Raw genomic sequence first — 16,617 nt, 5'->3', positions numbered from 1 at the left:
ACCCTGCCCGACGGACGCATGTGCCTGATGGCCTCGGGCTCGAACTACGAACCCGTGACCGAGGAACGTCCCGCCCCGGGCAAGCCTGCGTAAGGTCGGCACCGCTTGCAGGCCCGGAACCCCGCCGCAAGGCAGGCCTCGACCGATCCCCGGAATTCCACGTTCTGCCGCAACGGTGTCCGCGCCGGGCAGGTCATCCGACAGAAGATCCCCGTCGTCTTCACGCAGACGAACTGGCCGCCGAACCGACCATCCCGCGCGGCAAGGCTGTCATAAATCGCATCGGCATCCGGCTGCATCGGCGTCTCCCATGTCGTGCCACGCTGGCCCCGGGCGTCCCCTCTCCCCATCGTGGGAGAGGGCCAGGGTGAGGAGGGCCACGCCAAACCCTCGCACATCGCGTCAGAATGATCACCCGCCTCTGCGCCGAACCCGCAGGAACCGGGTCAGATCAGCCCCCGCGCGCCGTCCCAGATCAGCTTCAGCGAGATCAGCGCCAGCGCCCAGACCACCAGCCGGAAAAACAGCTTTTCCGGCATCAGCTGCACCAGCCGCACGCCTGCGAACACCGCGATCACCGCCGGCAGCGCCAGCACCGCCGCCGCCTTCAGGTTGCCGGGGTTCAGCTGGCCCAGCGCGTAATAGGGGATCAGTTTCACCGCATTGATGATGGCAAAGGCAATCGTCGTCGTCCCCGCGAAGACCGCCTTCGTCATCCCCAGCGGCAGGGTATAGACCTGATACGGCGGCGCGCCCGCATGGCTTACAAAGCTCGTGAACCCCGCCACCCCGCCCCAGAACAGGCCAGGCGCGACCTCGGCCCGTTTCGGCTCCACCACCACGGGCTTGCGCAACAGGATGTTCAGCGCGAAGGCAAGCCCGATGACGCCCACCAACAGCGTCACCGCCGCCTCGGGCACGACGCTCGCCGTGGCCCAGCCGATGGCGATCCCCACCACAGCCCCCGGCACCACGATCCCAAGCACCCGCCCGTCCCAGGCATGGCGGTAGGCATACAGCCCGAAGATGTCCGAGACGACATAGACCGGCAGCAACAGCCCCGCCGCGACCACCGGGTTGATCACCAGCGCCAGGACCGGCACCCCCAGCATCCCCACCACCGGCACGCCGCCCTTCGACATCCCCACCAGCGCCGCTGCCACCACCGCCGCCACCCAGAATCCGATCTCTTCCATCGCGTCCTCCGCCTGGCGTTACCGCTAACCCCTTCCAGGCCGCCCTTAAAGCCGGAATTTTTCGCATACAATGGTATACCAAACCCGCCGCGAGACTGGACAGACGCCCGATAAGCCGCTACCCCTCCCCCCGATTCATCCCAACAGGAGGCTCTCATGGCCAGACCCAAGATCGCCCTCATCGGCGCCGGTCAGATCGGTGGCACGCTTGCGCATCTGCTCGCGCTGAAGGAATTGGGCGACGTCGTCCTGTTCGACATCGCCGAGGGCACGCCGCAAGGCAAGGCGCTGGACCTGGCGCAATCCGGCCCGGTCGAGGGGTTTGATGCCTCACTGCGCGGCACCAACACCTACGCCGACCTGGCCGGTGCCGATGTCTGCATCGTCACCGCCGGTGTGCCGCGCAAGCCCGGCATGTCGCGGGACGACCTGCTCGGCATCAACCTCAAGGTGATGAAGTCCGTCGGCGAAGGTATCAAGGCCAACTGCCCGAACGCCTTCGTCATCTGCATCACCAACCCCCTCGACGCGATGGTCTGGGCGCTGCGCGAATTCTCGGGCCTGCCGCACAACAAGGTCATCGGCATGGCCGGGGTCCTTGACGCCGCCCGCTTCCGCCACTTCCTGTCGGTGGAGTTCAACGTCTCGATGAAGGACGTCACCGCCTTCGTCCTTGGCGGCCACGGCGACACGATGGTCCCGTCCGTCCGCTATTCCACCGTCGGCGGCATCCCCCTGCCCGACCTCGTCGCGATGGGCTGGACCACGCAGGAAAAACTTGACGCCATCGTCCAGCGCACCCGCGATGGCGGGGCCGAGATTGTGGGCCTTCTGAAGACCGGTTCCGCCTTCTACGCCCCCGCAGCAAGCGCCGTGGAGATGGCCGAAGCCTACCTCAAGGACCAAAAGCGCCTTCTGCCCTGCGCCGCCCACGTCAAGGGCGCCTACGGGCTGGACGGCATGTATGTCGGCGTCCCGGTCATCATCGGTGCCGGCGGGGTCGAGCGTGTGGTCGAAGTGAAACTCGACGCCACCGAGAAGACCATGTTCGACAAGTCCGTCGACGCCGTGAAGGGCCTTGTGGCCGCCTGCAAGGGCATCGACCCGACGCTCGCCTGACACCCTTCGGTGCGACAAACCTGACCTTGAATGCGCAGCCCCCGGCTGCGCATTCTGCATTTATGACCCCAGTGAAAGTGTCGCCCGTGAAAGCCGCCCTCTTCGCCCTCCTGATCCTCGCCACCCCCGCCGCCGCTGAAACCCTGTCGCAGGAGATTGGCGCAACCGGCATCGCCCCCACCCTCGCGCGCCTCAAGGCCCAGCCCGAACCCGCGCTGGAAGACATCTTCGCCATCGGCGGGCTGCACTTCCTGGGCGCCGTCGAACGCGCGCTGCAACTGCAATGGCGCACCGGGGCCGATCAGGTCGCGGGCAACGCGGGTGACACGCTGGGCCTACCCTTCCTGCGTCTGCCCGTCCCGCCCAACCCCGCGCCCGAACCCTTCAACGGCGCGCTCATCACCCAGCTTTTCACCCACATCGACGCCGACATGGCCGCCGCCCGCACCGCCCTTGCCACACTCCCGCAGGATGAGGAGTTCGGGCTGGAGCTCACCTTCTCCGACCTCTGGTTCGACGTGAACCTGAACGGCACCCGCGAGCCCGAAGAGGATGCGCTGACCATCCTCGGCCCCCAGCTTCTGGGCTGGGAGTGGCAGGCCCCCGACCCCGCCGCCCCGCCCCTGACCATCCGCTTCGACACCGCCGACGCCGCCTGGCTGACCGCCTACACCCATGTCATGTCCGGCGTGGCCAACACCGTTCTCGCCTTCGATCCCGCCACCAGCATCGATCGCGTCATCGCCTCCCGCACCGCGCTGAAGGTGGCGCAACCCTCGTCCGACGACTTCAACTTCGACGCCTCCTTCGGCCAGTTCCTCGACGCCTTCGCCATGCTGGAAGGTGCGGTGAACCAGCAACCCGACGCCACCCGCGCCAAGGCTGCCAAGGACCATTTCCTGGCCATGATCGCCGAAAACCGCCGCTTCTGGTCCCTTGTCGCCGTTGAGGCCGATAACGACCGCGAATGGGTCCCGAACGACAAACAGACCTCCGCGCTCGGCTTCACCCTGCCCCCCGGCACCGGCGACACCTGGCTTGGCGTCCTGGCCGATGGCGAGGCGCTTCTTCAGGGCCGCCTCCTTCTCCCCTACTGGCGCGGAACGGATGGCCAGGGCATCAACCTTGGCCGGATGTTCGACGATCCCGCCCCGATCTCGATCACCGGCTGGCTGCAAGGCTGGGCCGCCGTGCCGTATCTCGAACAGGGTCCCGTCATCACCCCCACCAGCCTGCGCCAGTTTGATGGCCTGATGGGCGGCAATGCCGGGCTGATGATGGTATTCCTGAACTAGCCATCCGGCCTGCAGATCGCAGCGGGCCGGACCCATAACCCTTTCACATTTGCCCAAATATCCCCGCCTTAGGCGCACCAGCCCCTTGCGCGTCCTTCCCGCACAAGGGGCAAGCCAAACGGCGCGCGCCGCAAGGCGCTCAATTCGAAAATCCCAGCCACCGGCCTGGCGCTGCAGTCATTTCAATGCCCGGACCGGTTGCGCAATCCCTTGCAATCGAGGGAAGCCCCACAGCCAACCTATTGATTTTCCTTACACCGGAACCCCAGTCTCACACGGCGCGCGACAAGGCCTCTTGCCCCCCGTCCCCAAATCCGGCATCCCCAAGGGTCAGACCACCCTGGAAGGGACACCCCATGGACTACTCGAAATCCGGCAACCCCAAAGGCGCCCGCAGCACGTTGCGCGGCCCTGACCACGCCCAGAAAGGCGCTCCGAAGTCGGTCAAACCCCCGCGTGAGACCAAAGAGGAACTCCTCGCCCGGATGAAGGCCGCCGCTGCCGCCGCCAAGACGGACCCGAAAGCCTGAGGCTCCCCTCCCCCTACCTCGCCCCCGGCTTCTATGACGATGCCATCGCGAAGGGCCGCCACCGCGACATCGTCGGCGGCCGCTGGGACGAGACCGCCCGCGTCCAGATGGCCGCCCTGACAGCCGCGGGCATGACCCCGGACGACCACCTCCTCGACATCGGCTGTGGCTCACTTCGCCTTGGCCACAAGGCCGTCCCTTACCTCAAACCCGGCCACTACTGGGGGACCGATGCCTCCCTTGCCCTGATGCGGCACGGTCGCCTCCATGAACTCCCCGACCCGTCAGCGCTCTCCGAAGACCACCTTGTCCAGGACGCCGCCTTCGCTTTCCCCGGCATCCCCGAAACCATCACCCTCGCCATCGCCTTCGGCGTCTTCACCCACCTTCCCCACGCCGACCTGCAGACCGCGCTGACGAACCTCCGCCGCTTCCCCACCCTCCGCGCCACCCTCTTCACGGTCTTCCTCTCCGACGCCCCCACGGCAACCCGACAGCCCGATGGCGTCGTCACCCACCCCGACCGCCCGCCCTACCATGTCCCGCAAGCCCAGGTCGCCGCCACCATCCGCGCCGCAGGCTTTACCCCCACTCGCCTCCCCACGCTCCTGCCCCGCGGGCAGGTCCTCTGGTCCGCGACCTGAGGGTTGCCCCACTTGCGCCGCCCTCCGCAGGACCGCACAGTCCCCAGACCCATAGGAGGCCCCGATGCGCACCCTCGTCCTCACCCTTCTCCTCGCCACCCCCGTCGCAGCCGAAACGCTGTCCGAAGAGATCGCCCGCACCGGCCTTGCACCGACCGAGGCCCGCCTTGCCGCCCTTCCCTCCCCCACCAACGAGGACCTCTTCGCCCTCGCCGGCCTCCACTTCCTCGGCGGCGTCGAACAGGCGCTGCAACTGCGCTGGAAGACCGGCGTCAAGGCCGACTGGTCGGAACTTCCCATCCTCCGCCTCCCCATCCCGGAAAACCCGAACGCCATCCCCTTCCAGGCCGCCGACTTCACCGCGCTGATCCGCAACCTTGACGCCGACATGGACTCATCGCGCGCGGCCCTCACCCAGCTTGGTGACAAGCCCTTCGCGCTGGAGGTCCGCATCGCCGACCTCTGGTTCGACATCAACGCCAACGGCACCCGTGACGCCGGCGAAGACCTGGCCGAGGTCACCGGCATGGCCCTCGGCGGCGGTCGCGGCATGGGCGTCCAGGTCCAGGATCCCGTCATCACCTTCGACACCGCCGACGCCGCCTGGCTTTCGGCCTACACCCATTTCCTGTCAGGCTTCGCCTCCACCGCCCTCGCCTACGACCCCGAACCGGCGATCCAGCGCGTGATCGACTCGTCCGCTCGGATCTACGACCTCTGGGGCACCACGCCGCCCAACAACGCGATGGACATGATGTTCGGCCGCCAGGTCGACCGCGCCGCGATGGTGCTGATCACGCTGTCCAAGACCCCCGACAAGGCCCTTGCCCAGGACGCCTACGCCCACTTCCTGTCGATGATCGAGGAAAACCGCCGCTTCTGGTCCCTCGTCGCACTGGAAACCGACAACACCGGCGAATGGGTCCCGAACGACCAACAGGTCTCCGGCCTTGGCCTCAGGATGCCCCCGGGAACCGGCGAGCGTTGGCAAGCGGTCCTTGCCGACGCCGAAAAAGCGCTGAAGGGGGAACTCCTCATCCCCCACTGGCGCTTTGGGGCCGAGGCCGGGATCAACCTGAAGAAAGCGTTCGAGAACCCGCCCGCCGTCGACCTTGTCACCTGGATTCAGGGCGAGGGCCTGCTGCCTTACGCCGAGAAAGGCCCGCAGATGGGCGGCCAATCCTGGCGCGACTTCGAGGACATCGTCCAGGGCGACGCAATGCTCTTCGCCGTCTTCCTGAACTAAGCCCTTTCATCTGTCCCCAAATATCCCCGCCGGAGGCTCCCGAGCCTCTGTGCGTCCTTCACGCACAGAGGCGAGACAAAAGGACTTCGCGCCTGCCAAGGCGCTCAATCTGAAACCCGCCCCAACCCGCGCGGCGATCAAAGGCCGCCGATCACCGTCTCCAGCGTCGCCACCAGCTTGTCGGCGATCTCGTCCAGTTCCGCATCGCTCGCATTGAACGGCGGCGCCAGGATCACCGTATCCCCCGCCGCCCCGTCGACATGCCCGCCCGAGGGATAACAGATCAACCCCCGACGCAGCGCTTCCGCCCGGATGCGCCCGTTCACCCCCAGCGCCGCATTGAACGGAGCCTTCGTCTCCGGGTCCGCCACCAGCTCCACGCCAATGAAATACCCCCGCCCCCGCACATCGCCCACTGCAGGCAGATGCGCCATCCGGCTGCGCAACTCGGCCTGCCAGCGTGGCCCCTTGTCCCGGATGCGCGCCAGCAGCCCCTCCTCCGCGACAATCTTCTGCACCGCCACCCCGGCCGCAAGGCAGGCCGTATGCCCGGTATAGGTATGCCCCGTCAGCGGCCCGCCATGCCCCGCCGCCATCACATCCGCAATCTCCTGCGTGTAGACGGCCGCGCCAAGCGGCAGGTATCCCCCCGACAGCGACTTCGCCACCATGATGATATCCGCCGTGATCCCGTCTTCCTCCGACGCGCGCCAGACCCCGGTCCGGCCCGACCCGCACATCACCTCGTCGCAGATCACCAGCACCCCGTGCCGCAGGCAAACCTCGGCCACTGCCTTGGCATAACCCTCGGGAGCCGGCAAAGCCCCGCCCGCCGCGCCGACGACCGGCTCGAAGATGAATGCCGCCACCGTCTTCGGCCCAAGGCGCAGGATCTCCGCCTCCAGCTCTGCCGCCAGATGCGCGACCAGCCCATCGCGGCTCACCCCCTCGGGCAGCCGATACCCATTCGCCGCACTCACCCGCCCGACCTGTGGCAAAGCCCCCGCAAAGGCCCGCTGCCGGTCCTCAAACCCCGACAAGGCCGTCGCCATCAGCGTATTGCCATGCCACGACCGCTTCCGCGCGATGAACTTCACCCGGCCAGGCTCGCCCCGGTCATAGTGATACTGCAGCGCGATCTTCACCGCGCTTTCCACCGCCTCGGACCCGCTGGTGGTATAGACCATGTCCGCCAGCCCCGTCGCCTGACGGAGCATTTCGCTCATCTCCTCCAGCGGGTCCGAGCTGAACAGATACCGATAACCATAGGCCACCCGCTCCATCTGCCGCGCCACCGCCTCGTTCACGCGTGGGTCGCCGTGGCCCACCGAAAACACCGCCGGCCCACCCGAGCCGTCGATGTATTGCCGTCCGTCCACATCCCACAGATAGACCCCGCGCCCGTGACTGATCTTCGGCAGAGTGTCTTGCGTGATATCGTTGGCGCTTGGGCGCGGCATCCTGGCCTCCATCTTTCAGGCCACAGGCTTCGCAAGCGCGTCAGTCCTTGTCAATCTTGCCACCACCGCGGTGATTCGGACCGTCATCTGGCGTTACCGCCACCATGTGATCACAATTTTCCACCGTGTGATCACACTTTTCCATCCTGTGATCACAACATTCATTTTCCCGGCATTTCGCCCGCTTTACAGGCATTTGCCGTTTGGAACACAGGCGAACCCGTGCCAGAACGCCCCTGACCAATTCCCGGCCGTTACAAGGGGCGCCCCATGAACATCCACGAATACCAGGCCAAAGAGCTTCTGCGCAGCTATGGCATTCCGGTCAGCGACGGCCGTGTCGTCCTCAAGGCCGAAGACGCCAAGACCGCCGCAGGCGAACTCGACGGCCCGCTCTGGGTGGTGAAATCGCAGATCCACGCCGGGGGCCGCGGCAAGGGCCATTTCAAGGAACCCGAGGCCGGCGAAAAGGGCGGCGTCCGCCTGGCCCGTTCGGTCGGCGAAGCCGCCGAATTCGCCCGCCAGATGCTGGGCCGCACTCTTGTCACCATCCAGACCGGCGCGGCAGGCAAGCAGGTAAACCGCATCTACATCGAAGACGGCAGCGACATCGACCGCGAGTTCTACCTCGCCCTCCTGATCGACCGTCAGACCAGCCGCATCTCGATCGTCGCCTCGACCGAAGGCGGGATGAGCATCGAGGACGTCGCCCACGACACGCCCGAACTGATCCACACCTTCACCGTCGACCCCGCCACGGGCCTGCAGGACTTCCACGGCCGCCGCGTCGCCTTTGCCCTGGGCCTGACCGGCGCGCAGGTGAAATCCTGCGTCCAGATCGTCAAGAAGCTCTACCAGCTCTTTGTCGACAAGGACATGGACATGCTGGAGATCAACCCCTTCTGCATCCTCAAGGACGGCTCCTTGAAGCTTCTCGACGCCAAGATGGGCTTTGACGGCAACGCGATCTACCGCCACCCCGACATCGCCGCCCTGCGCGACGAGACCGAGGAAGACCCGAAGGAACTCGCCGCCTCGAAGTTCGACCTGAACTATATCGCGCTCGATGGCGAGATCGGCTGCATGGTCAACGGCGCGGGCCTGGCGATGGCCACGATGGACATCATCAAGCTTTACGGCGCCGAGCCTGCCAACTTCCTTGACGTCGGCGGCGGCGCCACCAAGGAAAAGGTGACCGAGGCCTTCAAGATCATCACCTCCGACCCGCAGGTGAAAGGCATCCTCGTCAACATCTTCGGCGGCATCATGCGCTGCGACATCATCGCCGAGGGCGTGATCGCGGCGGTCAAGGAAGTCGGCCTGAAAGTCCCGCTGGTTGTCCGGCTGGAAGGCACGAACGTCGAGCTTGGCAAGGACATCATCCGCAAATCCGGCCTGAACGTCATCGCCGCCGACGACCTGAAGGACGGGGCCGAGAAGATCGTCAAGGCCGTAAAGGGATGACCCGGATGCCGAAGACACTCGGCCTCGCGTTGTCAGCGGCCCTGCTGGTCGCGGCCTGCCAGTCGACCGCACCGACCGCCGGCACGTCGACCAGCGCCGCGGCTCCTGCTGCCGCGAACACAACGCAATCCGCCGTGGCAGCCTTCATCGCGGCCTGCGTCAAGACCGCAGACAACCCCGAGGCGGCAGGCCCCACCCTGGAGTCGCTCGGTTTCCGCAAGACCGGCGGCAGTGGTGCGGGTGGCAGCTACACATCGTCCTTCGCCAGCGCGGTGATTTCGCTCGACACCCGCAGCGGTCGCGCCGGGCAATGCGTCGTCACGCCGAAATCCGCATCCTTCGGCGATGTCGTAGCCCAGTTGAACGCACAGCTTCCCGCTTCGGGCGTGCAGGCGATGAAGCTTGGCGGCGAAGAGGCCTGGATTCTTGGCAGTGGAGCCGTCGCCCTTGTCTCCCGCTCGAAGGGTGCCATGACCCGCACCCAGCCCGGCGTGTTCCGTGGCTAGATAGAACCCAGGTGGAACCCAGATGGACTTCCTGACCTTCGAGGATCGCGAACAGGACCTGCCGGCGCTGATGCTGCTGGCCGTCAGCCTCTATCGCGTCTCGCCGGGGTCCCGTCTGCATGTCCCGGCCCGCGACCTTGGGCCGAGGGCGCTCGACTGGCTTGGTCACCAGCCGAACGTCGTCCTTCACCGCGACCTGTGGGCCGAGGATACGTTCTGGAACATCAAGCCCTACCTCTTGGAGCAGATGCTCGCCCGCGGCATCCCCCGCATCACCTGGCTTGACGCCGACCTGATGCTGACCGCCGATCCCGCGCCCTTCTTCCAGGGCCTTTCCGACGACACGATCCTTGTCGCTCAGGAAGGCTTCCGCAGCCGCTTCGCCGGGACCGGGGGCCGCACGCTTTCCATCGGCCGCACCATCGCCCGCGAGTTGGGCTACACCGTGAACTCATGCGTCGTCAGCGTCACCGCGCGGCACCGGCCGCTTCTGGACCGCTGGAAGTCCTTCCTGCGCTCGGACCTCTATCAGACCGCCGACCGCCGCTTCATCGTCGGCGACCAGGACGTGCTGGGGGGCCTTCTGGGGTCGGAAGAATTCGGCCAGACCCCCGTCGCTGCCCTGAGGACGGGCCGCGACATCGCGCATGACATGCTCCCCGGCGATTTCGGGGCCTTCCAGCGCATCGCCACCCTTGCCCACGGCGAGCCGCGCTTTGTCCACGCCCAGGGCCGCAAGACCTGGCGCTATGCCACCGGATCGGCGGACGCCACCGCGCTGCAAAGTCAGCTCAGCCTGCACCGCCACTGGGCCAAGACCCACCGCGCCGACCTGCCTGCGGACCAGACCGCCTGGATCACCCACGACGGCCCTCTGTCCCTCCTGATGACCCGCCTGTTCCCCCGCAGCCCCTCGTTGCGCGGCCTGCCCATCGGGTTGATCGGCAGCACGCTGAACCTTGCCTACATCCTGCGCAACCTGATGCGGCGCAACCCGACCTTCCGGGTCGGCCAGTCCCCCGAAGGCGGCTCGCCCGCCACCCCCACCTGACGTCCCAAGGAATACCCATGCTCACCCGCCTGACCCTCGCGCTTTTCCTGGCCACGCCCGCCGCGGCCCAGGACGCCGACCCGCGCAATCAGCTGGTCGAGGGGTACATGGCCTGCATGTCCGGCGGAGGCGATGCCGACCTGACGGGCGAGATGCTTGAGGCGCTCGCCTGGACGCGCGAAGACGACGGCGAGATGGGCCTCATCAACTTCTACCCCGGCGCGGGCGACAGCACCGTGGTCTACATGGCCGACGACGGTAGCTTCTGCCACGTCGAAAGCCTCACCGTCGACAGCGCCACCGCCTCGGAAATCCTCGCCGCCTCGCTTGGCGGGGATGAAGGCGCGCCCTTCGACTACGCCAAGGACGACATGGGCTGCACCCGCCTTGATTTCGAAACGGGCGTGCAGGCGACAATCACTTCGGGCGGCAACGACCCGACCTGCGGCTCGGACACCGACAGCGGAGTCCGTTTCACCTACTGACACACCGGCCCCCGGGCCTGCGACAAGCTGGATATGAAGGAACGCTAACAATGTCCGTCCTCGTGAACAAAGCGACCAAAGTCATCTGCCAGGGCTTCACCGGCAGCCAGGGCACCTTCCACTCGGAACAGGCCATCGCCTATGGCACGCACATGGTCGGCGGCGTGACGCCCGGCAAGGGCGGGACCGAACACCTCGGCCTTCCCGTCTTTGACAGCGTCCACGACGCGGTCGCCAAGACCGGCGCGAATGCCACCGCGATCTACGTTCCCCCGCCCTTTGCCGCCGACTCGATCCTCGAAGCCATCGACGCCGAGATCCCGCTGATCGTCTGCATCACCGAAGGCATCCCGGTCCTTGACATGATGAAGGTCAAGCGCGCCCTCATCAATTCGAAGTCCCGCCTCATCGGCCCTAACTGCCCCGGCGTCCTGACCCCCGGCGAATGCAAGATCGGCATCATGCCGGGTTCGATCTTCTCCAAAGGATCGGTCGGGGTTGTGTCACGCTCGGGCACCCTTACCTATGAGGCCGTGAAACAGACAACCGACGTCGGCCTTGGCCAATCCACCGCCGTCGGCATCGGCGGCGACCCGATCAAGGGCACCGAACACATCGACGTGCTGGAAATGTTCCTGGCCGACCCCGAGACCCATTCGATCATCATGATCGGCGAAATCGGCGGCGCCGCAGAAGAGGAAGCCGCCCAGTTCCTTGCCGACGAAAAGAAGCGCGGCCGCTGGAAGCCCACCGCCGGCTTCATCGCCGGCCGCACCGCCCCCCCCGGCCGCCGCATGGGCCACGCCGGGGCCATCGTGGCCGGAGGCAAGGGCGACGCGCAGTCGAAGATCGAAGCGATGCTGAGCGCCGGGATCGTCGTGGCCGACAGCCCGGCGGGCCTGGGCGAAGCCGTGCTGAAGGCCATTGGATAAGGTGGCAGCTTCCGCAACATATGCGGCGCTCGCTCCAAGGCGGATGCTGATGATGCCAGAGCTGGACATGCGGTTTTGTGCCGATTTCAAAGCTGGGCGGCCCCGCAGCTTTCGGGACGTTGCAGAAATGTCCGAGCGCGCGATGCGGTCGGACGCAACGGCGGCGCAGGTCTTTCCCGCCTTGACCGCCGGCCTGCACGCGATCTGCTGTATCCTTTGGCGCAAGCCGATAGATGAGGTCCGCGCCGCAGTGGTTTCAGCCCTTCCGCCAGCGGCGGAGATGGATGTTCTACCCCTCCTCTCTCGCTCGTTTGGGTCGGGGCCAGCAACCTTGGACCGAGCAGACAAGGATCGCCCGCGCGAGAGTTTCCAGTTTGACGATCGCTGCTTTGCAGCCTTGTGGCAGCTTGGGCTAAGCCAGAAGCCTGACTATTTCCTTGGGCTCACTCTGCGCCTGCCCGTCGCTCTCGAACCGGTCGTCTGGTCCGCTGTAAGGGCAAGCCCGATCCGTGATTTCTTCTGCCGCAACGAGGACTTGTGCGACCAGATGTGGCAGGCCATGCCGGGGCGTTCTGGACCGGCCGGGCAAAGCGGTGGCGCCGGGCACTGGATGTCGAGGATTGAGGGCAGGCAACTTAGACCCTCAAGCCTTGGTCCGGATGAGACAAGCTTCCTCGCAACCTTCTCCGACGACTTCCAATCAATCCTGATCGCGGCGCGAAACGGATGAACAGTTCCAGACAGTCCCCTCCCTCCGAGGTAACCCCATGACCGACCAATCCCCCACCGCCGCCTTCACTGCCTCGTCCTTCCTGGACGGGGCCAATGCCGATTACGTCGACCAGCTGGCCGCTCGCCACGCGCAGGACCCGAACTCCGTCGACCCGCAATGGGCAGAGTTCTTCAAGGCCCTCGGCGACAGTGAGCTTGACGCCAAGCGCGCCGCACAAGGGCCAAGCTGGGCCCGCGCCGACTGGCCGCCGCAGCCGGTGGATGACCTGACGGCCGCCCTGACCGGCGAATGGGCCGCCCCACCCCCGGCCAAGGAAGCCAAGGCCGCCGGGCAGAAGATCGCCGCCAAGGCTGCCGAGGCGGGCGTGCAACTTTCCGACGAGCAGATCCAGCGCGCGGTCCTCGACTCCGTTCGCGCCATCATGATCATCCGCGCTTACCGGATTCGCGGCCACCTTGCCGCCGACCTTGACCCCTTGGGCATGACCGAGCGCGGAAACCAGCCAGAGCTTGACCCCGCCTCCTACGGCTTCACCGAAGCCGACATGGACCGCCCGATCTTCATCGACAACGTGCTTGGCCTGACCCATGCCAGCATGCGGCAGATCATCGACATCGTGAAGCGCACCTATTGCGGCACCTTCGCGCTGCAGTACATGCACATCTCCGACCCCGAACAGGCCGCCTGGCTGAAGGAACGGATCGAAGGCTACGGCAAGGAAATCCAGTTCACCCGCGAAGGCCGGAAGGCCATCCTGAACAAGCTGGTCGAGGCGGAGGGGTATGAGAAGTTCCTCCACGTCAAGTACATGGGCACCAAGCGCTTCGGCCTTGATGGCGGCGAAGCCCTGATCCCGGCGATGGAGCAGATCATCAAGCGCGGCGGCGCGCTGGGGGTGAAGGACGTCATCATCGGCATGCCGCACCGCGGCCGCCTGTCCGTTCTGGCCAACGTGATGATGAAGCCCTACCGCGCGATCTTCCACGAATTCCAGGGCGGCTCCTACAAGCCCGAAGACGTGGATGGCTCGGGTGACGTGAAATACCACCTCGGCGCGTCCAGCGACCGCGAGTTCGACGGCAACAAGGTCCACCTTTCCCTCACCGCCAACCCCAGCCACCTGGAGGCGGTGAACCCCGTCGTCCTGGGCAAGGTCCGGGCCAAGCAGGACCAGCTGAACGACACCACCGACCGCACCGCCGTCCTGCCGATCCTTCTGCACGGCGACGCGGCCTTTGCGGGGCAAGGCGTCGTGGCCGAATGTCTGCAACTGTCCGGCATCAAGGGCCACCGCACCGGCGGCTGCATCCACATCATCGTCAACAACCAGATCGGCTTCACCACCGCTCCGGCCTTCAGCCGCACCTCGCCCTATCCCACGGACATCGCGCTGATGGTCGAAGCCCCGATCTTCCACGTCAACGGCGACGACCCCGAAGCCGTGGTTCACGCCGCCAAGGTCGCCACGGAATTCCGCCAGAAGTTCCACAAGGACGTCGTCATCGACATCTTCTGCTACCGCCGCTTCGGTCACAACGAAGGCGACGAGCCGATGTTCACCAACCCGGCGATGTACACCCGCATCAAGCGGCAGAAGACCACGCTGCAGCTTTACACGGAACGCCTGGTCCGCGACGGCCTCATCCCCGAGGGCGAGATCGAGGACATGAAGGCAGCCTTCCAGGCGCGGTTGAATGAAGAGTTCGAGGCTGGGAAAGCCTTCCTCCCGAACAAGGCCGACTGGCTGGATGGTCGCTGGAAGAACCTGCAGACCAAGGACCTGAACAACTACCAGCGCGGCGAAACCTGGATCAAGGCCGAGACTTTGGCCGAGGTCGGTGCCGCCCTGACCCGCGTGCCCGACGGGTTCGATATGCACAAGACCGTGGCCCGCCAACTGGACGCCAAGCGGGAAATGTTTGCAAAAGGTCAAGGCTTCGACTGGGCGACGGCCGAGGCGCTGGCCTTCGGCTCCCTGCAGATCGAAGGCTTCCCGGTCCGCCTGTCCGGTCAGGACTGCACCCGCGGCACCTTCTCCCAGCGCCACTCCGGTTGGATCGACCAGACCACCGAAGAACGCCACTACCCCCTGAACCACATCCGCCCCGGCCAGGCGCGGTATGAGGTCATCGACTCCATGCTCTCGGAATATGCCGTCCTTGGGTTCGAGTACGGCTACTCGCTGTCCGAACCGAACGCGCTGACCCTTTGGGAAGCCCAGTTCGGCGACTTCGCCAACGGCGCGCAGATCATGATCGACCAGTTCATCAACTCGGGCGAGTCCAAATGGCTGCGGATGTCGGGCCTCGTGATGCTTCTGCCGCACGGCTACGAAGGCCAAGGCCCGGAACACTCCTCGGCCCGCCTTGAACGCTTCCTGCAGCTTTCGGCCGAGGATAACTGGATCGTCGCCAACTGCACGACCCCGGCGAACTACTTCCACATCCTGCGCCGCCAGCTGCACCGGACCTACCGCAAGCCGCTGATCCTGATGACGCCGAAGTCGCTTCTACGGCACCCGATGGCGATCAGCCGGGCCGAGGATTTCACCGACGGCTCCACCTTCCACCGCGTCCTCTGGGATGACGCGCAGAAGGGCAACTCCACCGCAAAGCTCAAGGCCGACGACAAGATCAAGCGCGTCGTCCTCTGCTCGGGCAAGGTCTACTACGACCTCCTCGCCGAACGCGACGCGCAGGGGATCGACGACACCTACCTTTTGCGCATCGAACAGCTCTACCCGGTCCCGACGATCTCGCTGACCCAGGAACTTTCCCGCTTCCCGAAGGCCGACTTCGTCTGGTGCCAGGAGGAACCCAAGAACCAGGGCGCCTGGTCCTTCATCGAGCCCGAGATCGAGACCGTCCTCACCAAGGTCAGGGCCAAGCCGACGCGCATGACCTACGCCGGCCGCAAGGCCTCTGCGTCGCCCGCCACGGGCCTCGCCTCCCGCCACAAGCATGAACAGCAACAACTCGTCGCCCAGGCCCTTGGCCTGCCCGCGTGAAGACCGGAGAATTCAAATGACTGACGTTATGGTCCCCGCCCTTGGCGAATCCGTGTCCGAGGCCACCGTATCGACCTGGTTCAAGAAACCCGGCGACGCGGTGAAGCAGGACGAAATGCTGTGTGAGCTTGAGACCGACAAGGTCTCGGTCGAGGTGCCCAGCCCGGTGACCGGCGTTCTGGCCGAGATCATCGCCCCGGAAGGCACCACGGTCGCCGCCAACGCCCGCCTTGCCATCGTGACCGAAGGCGCCGCCGCCGCGCCGAAGGCAGCTGAGCAAAAGCCGGTGACCGAAGATCCGAAGATCGCGGACGCCGCCCAGATCGGCTCCCCCGGAGCGGGCCATGAGGAAGTGACCGCCCGCGCCGACGTGGAAAACGCCCCCTCCGCCAAGAAGGCGATGGCCGAGGCCGGCCTTTCCCCCGACGCCGTCAAGGGCAGCGGGCGCGATGGTCGCGTGATGAAGGAAGACGTCGCCAAGGCCGTCGCCGCTCCGGTCGCCACGCCCGCGCCCGCCCCGGCCGCAGTCCCCCGCGCGCCCGTCCCTGCCGACGACGCGGCACGCGAAGAACGGGTCAAGATGACCCGCCTCCGCGCCACCATCGCCCGCCGCCTGAAGGACGCCCAAAACACCGCCGCGATGCTGACGACCTACAACGAGGTCGACATGTCCGGCATCATGTCCTTGCGCAACGAATACAAGGACGCGTTCGAGAAGAAACACGGCGTCAAGCTTGGCTTCATGTCCTTCTTCGTCAAGGCCTGCACCCACGCCCTGAAGGAAGTGCCCGAGGTCAACGCCGAGATTGACGGCCAGGACGTGGTCTACAAGAACTACGTCCACATGGGCGTCGCCGTCGGCACCCCCTCGGGCCTCGTCGTCCCGGTGGTCCGTGACGCCGACCAGATGGGCTTTGCCGCCATCGAAAAGAAGATCGCCGAACTGGGC

16 protein-coding genes are annotated in these 16,617 nt (G+C 66.1%); 13 read left to right on the top strand and 3 right to left on the bottom strand.

Annotated features, from left to right (window positions below; all coding sequences use genetic code 11):
* Positions 1-44: 44 nt before the first annotated feature.
* A complete protein-coding gene (locus tag U1E69_RS09430; protein WP_305542690.1) occupies positions 45-299 on the bottom strand; it encodes an Ada metal-binding domain-containing protein in 255 nt (84 codons plus the stop codon).
* A gap of 147 nt (positions 300-446) precedes the next feature.
* On the bottom strand, positions 447-1,196 hold the full coding sequence (locus U1E69_RS09425; protein ID WP_305542692.1) for a sulfite exporter TauE/SafE family protein: 750 nt from the start codon (positions 1,194-1,196) through the stop codon (positions 447-449).
* 156 nt (positions 1,197-1,352) lie between these two features.
* Between U1E69_RS09425 and mdh the strand changes: the two genes are divergently transcribed.
* The 5 genes from mdh (at position 1,353) to U1E69_RS09400 (ending at position 6,030) form a co-directional block, all read left to right on the top strand.
* Positions 1,353-2,315 carry a malate dehydrogenase gene (mdh, locus tag U1E69_RS09420; RefSeq protein WP_322244131.1) on the top strand — a complete coding sequence of 321 codons (963 nt, stop codon included), beginning with the start codon at positions 1,353-1,355 and terminating at the stop codon, positions 2,313-2,315.
* A gap of 62 nt (positions 2,316-2,377) precedes the next feature.
* The gene (locus U1E69_RS09415; RefSeq protein WP_322244130.1) at positions 2,378-3,610 is read left to right on the top strand and encodes a hypothetical protein; all 1,233 of its coding nucleotides are present in this window, start codon (positions 2,378-2,380) and stop codon (positions 3,608-3,610) included.
* Between the two features lie 356 nt (positions 3,611-3,966).
* Positions 3,967-4,140, top strand: coding sequence for a hypothetical protein (locus U1E69_RS09410; RefSeq protein ID WP_322244129.1), 174 nt, complete (start codon positions 3,967-3,969; stop codon positions 4,138-4,140).
* A 131-nt stretch (positions 4,141-4,271) separates the two neighbouring features.
* Positions 4,272-4,784, top strand: coding sequence for a class I SAM-dependent methyltransferase (locus U1E69_RS09405; RefSeq protein ID WP_322244128.1), 513 nt, complete (start codon positions 4,272-4,274; stop codon positions 4,782-4,784).
* Between the two features lie 64 nt (positions 4,785-4,848).
* Positions 4,849-6,030, top strand: a complete 1,182-nt coding sequence (locus tag U1E69_RS09400; RefSeq protein ID WP_322244127.1) for a hypothetical protein — start codon at positions 4,849-4,851, stop codon at positions 6,028-6,030.
* A 137-nt stretch (positions 6,031-6,167) separates the two neighbouring features.
* Here the strand turns inward: U1E69_RS09400 and U1E69_RS09395 are convergent, their stop codons facing one another.
* Positions 6,168-7,490 carry an aspartate aminotransferase family protein gene (locus U1E69_RS09395; protein ID WP_322244126.1) on the bottom strand — a complete coding sequence of 441 codons (1,323 nt, stop codon included), beginning with the start codon at positions 7,488-7,490 and terminating at the stop codon, positions 6,168-6,170.
* Positions 7,491-7,760: 270 nt separating this feature from the next.
* On the opposite strand from U1E69_RS09395, the gene sucC reads away from it, so the two are divergent.
* The 8 genes from sucC to U1E69_RS09355 form a co-directional block, all read left to right on the top strand.
* Positions 7,761-8,954 carry an ADP-forming succinate--CoA ligase subunit beta gene (sucC, locus tag U1E69_RS09390; RefSeq protein ID WP_322244125.1) on the top strand — a complete coding sequence of 398 codons (1,194 nt, stop codon included), beginning with the start codon at positions 7,761-7,763 and terminating at the stop codon, positions 8,952-8,954.
* A gap of 5 nt (positions 8,955-8,959) precedes the next feature.
* Positions 8,960-9,460: a hypothetical protein gene (locus tag U1E69_RS09385; protein ID WP_322244124.1), complete on the top strand. Its 501-nt coding sequence runs from the start codon at positions 8,960-8,962 to the stop codon at positions 9,458-9,460.
* 22 nt (positions 9,461-9,482) lie between these two features.
* Positions 9,483-10,511: a hypothetical protein gene (locus U1E69_RS09380; protein ID WP_322244123.1), complete on the top strand. Its 1,029-nt coding sequence runs from the start codon at positions 9,483-9,485 to the stop codon at positions 10,509-10,511.
* Between the two features lie 17 nt (positions 10,512-10,528).
* The gene (locus U1E69_RS09375; RefSeq protein WP_322244122.1) at positions 10,529-10,996 is read left to right on the top strand and encodes a hypothetical protein; all 468 of its coding nucleotides are present in this window, start codon (positions 10,529-10,531) and stop codon (positions 10,994-10,996) included.
* A gap of 50 nt (positions 10,997-11,046) precedes the next feature.
* On the top strand, positions 11,047-11,928 hold the full coding sequence (gene sucD / locus U1E69_RS09370) for a succinate--CoA ligase subunit alpha (RefSeq protein WP_322244121.1): 882 nt from the start codon (positions 11,047-11,049) through the stop codon (positions 11,926-11,928).
* Positions 11,929-11,971: 43 nt separating this feature from the next.
* Positions 11,972-12,658, top strand: a complete 687-nt coding sequence (locus U1E69_RS09365) for a hypothetical protein (RefSeq protein WP_322244120.1) — start codon at positions 11,972-11,974, stop codon at positions 12,656-12,658.
* A gap of 37 nt (positions 12,659-12,695) precedes the next feature.
* Positions 12,696-15,668: a 2-oxoglutarate dehydrogenase E1 component gene (locus tag U1E69_RS09360; protein ID WP_322244119.1), complete on the top strand. Its 2,973-nt coding sequence runs from the start codon at positions 12,696-12,698 to the stop codon at positions 15,666-15,668.
* A gap of 16 nt (positions 15,669-15,684) precedes the next feature.
* Positions 15,685-16,617 (top strand): 2-oxo acid dehydrogenase subunit E2 (locus U1E69_RS09355; RefSeq protein WP_322244118.1); only part of this gene is annotated, 933 nt, incomplete at its 3' end.

The sequence above is a fragment of the Tabrizicola sp. genome, assembly GCF_034366665.1.
Classification (GTDB): domain Bacteria; phylum Pseudomonadota; class Alphaproteobacteria; order Rhodobacterales; family Rhodobacteraceae; genus Tabrizicola.
Note: the sequence above shows the minus strand (reverse complement) of the source record. Positions and strands in the feature narration are given on the sequence as shown.

What these genes read in the sequence shown, in the direction of transcription:
- U1E69_RS09430 (WP_305542690.1), bottom strand. Translation starts at nt 299, where the DNA reads ATGCAGCCGGATGCCGATGCGATTTATGACAGCCTTGCCGCGCGGGAT.
- U1E69_RS09425 (WP_305542692.1), bottom strand. Translation starts at nt 1,196, where the DNA reads ATGGAAGAGATCGGATTCTGGGTGGCGGCGGTGGTGGCAGCGGCGCTG.
- mdh (WP_322244131.1), top strand. Translation starts at nt 1,353, where the DNA reads ATGGCCAGACCCAAGATCGCCCTCATCGGCGCCGGTCAGATCGGTGGC.
- U1E69_RS09415 (WP_322244130.1), top strand. Translation starts at nt 2,378, where the DNA reads ATGACCCCAGTGAAAGTGTCGCCCGTGAAAGCCGCCCTCTTCGCCCTC.
- U1E69_RS09410 (WP_322244129.1), top strand. Translation starts at nt 3,967, where the DNA reads ATGGACTACTCGAAATCCGGCAACCCCAAAGGCGCCCGCAGCACGTTG.
- U1E69_RS09405 (WP_322244128.1), top strand. Translation starts at nt 4,272, where the DNA reads ATGACCCCGGACGACCACCTCCTCGACATCGGCTGTGGCTCACTTCGC.
- U1E69_RS09400 (WP_322244127.1), top strand. Translation starts at nt 4,849, where the DNA reads ATGCGCACCCTCGTCCTCACCCTTCTCCTCGCCACCCCCGTCGCAGCC.
- U1E69_RS09395 (WP_322244126.1), bottom strand. Translation starts at nt 7,490, where the DNA reads ATGCCGCGCCCAAGCGCCAACGATATCACGCAAGACACTCTGCCGAAG.
- sucC (WP_322244125.1), top strand. Translation starts at nt 7,761, where the DNA reads ATGAACATCCACGAATACCAGGCCAAAGAGCTTCTGCGCAGCTATGGC.
- U1E69_RS09385 (WP_322244124.1), top strand. Translation starts at nt 8,960, where the DNA reads ATGCCGAAGACACTCGGCCTCGCGTTGTCAGCGGCCCTGCTGGTCGCG.
- U1E69_RS09380 (WP_322244123.1), top strand. Translation starts at nt 9,483, where the DNA reads ATGGACTTCCTGACCTTCGAGGATCGCGAACAGGACCTGCCGGCGCTG.
- U1E69_RS09375 (WP_322244122.1), top strand. Translation starts at nt 10,529, where the DNA reads ATGCTCACCCGCCTGACCCTCGCGCTTTTCCTGGCCACGCCCGCCGCG.
- sucD (WP_322244121.1), top strand. Translation starts at nt 11,047, where the DNA reads ATGTCCGTCCTCGTGAACAAAGCGACCAAAGTCATCTGCCAGGGCTTC.
- U1E69_RS09365 (WP_322244120.1), top strand. Translation starts at nt 11,972, where the DNA reads ATGCTGATGATGCCAGAGCTGGACATGCGGTTTTGTGCCGATTTCAAA.
- U1E69_RS09360 (WP_322244119.1), top strand. Translation starts at nt 12,696, where the DNA reads ATGACCGACCAATCCCCCACCGCCGCCTTCACTGCCTCGTCCTTCCTG.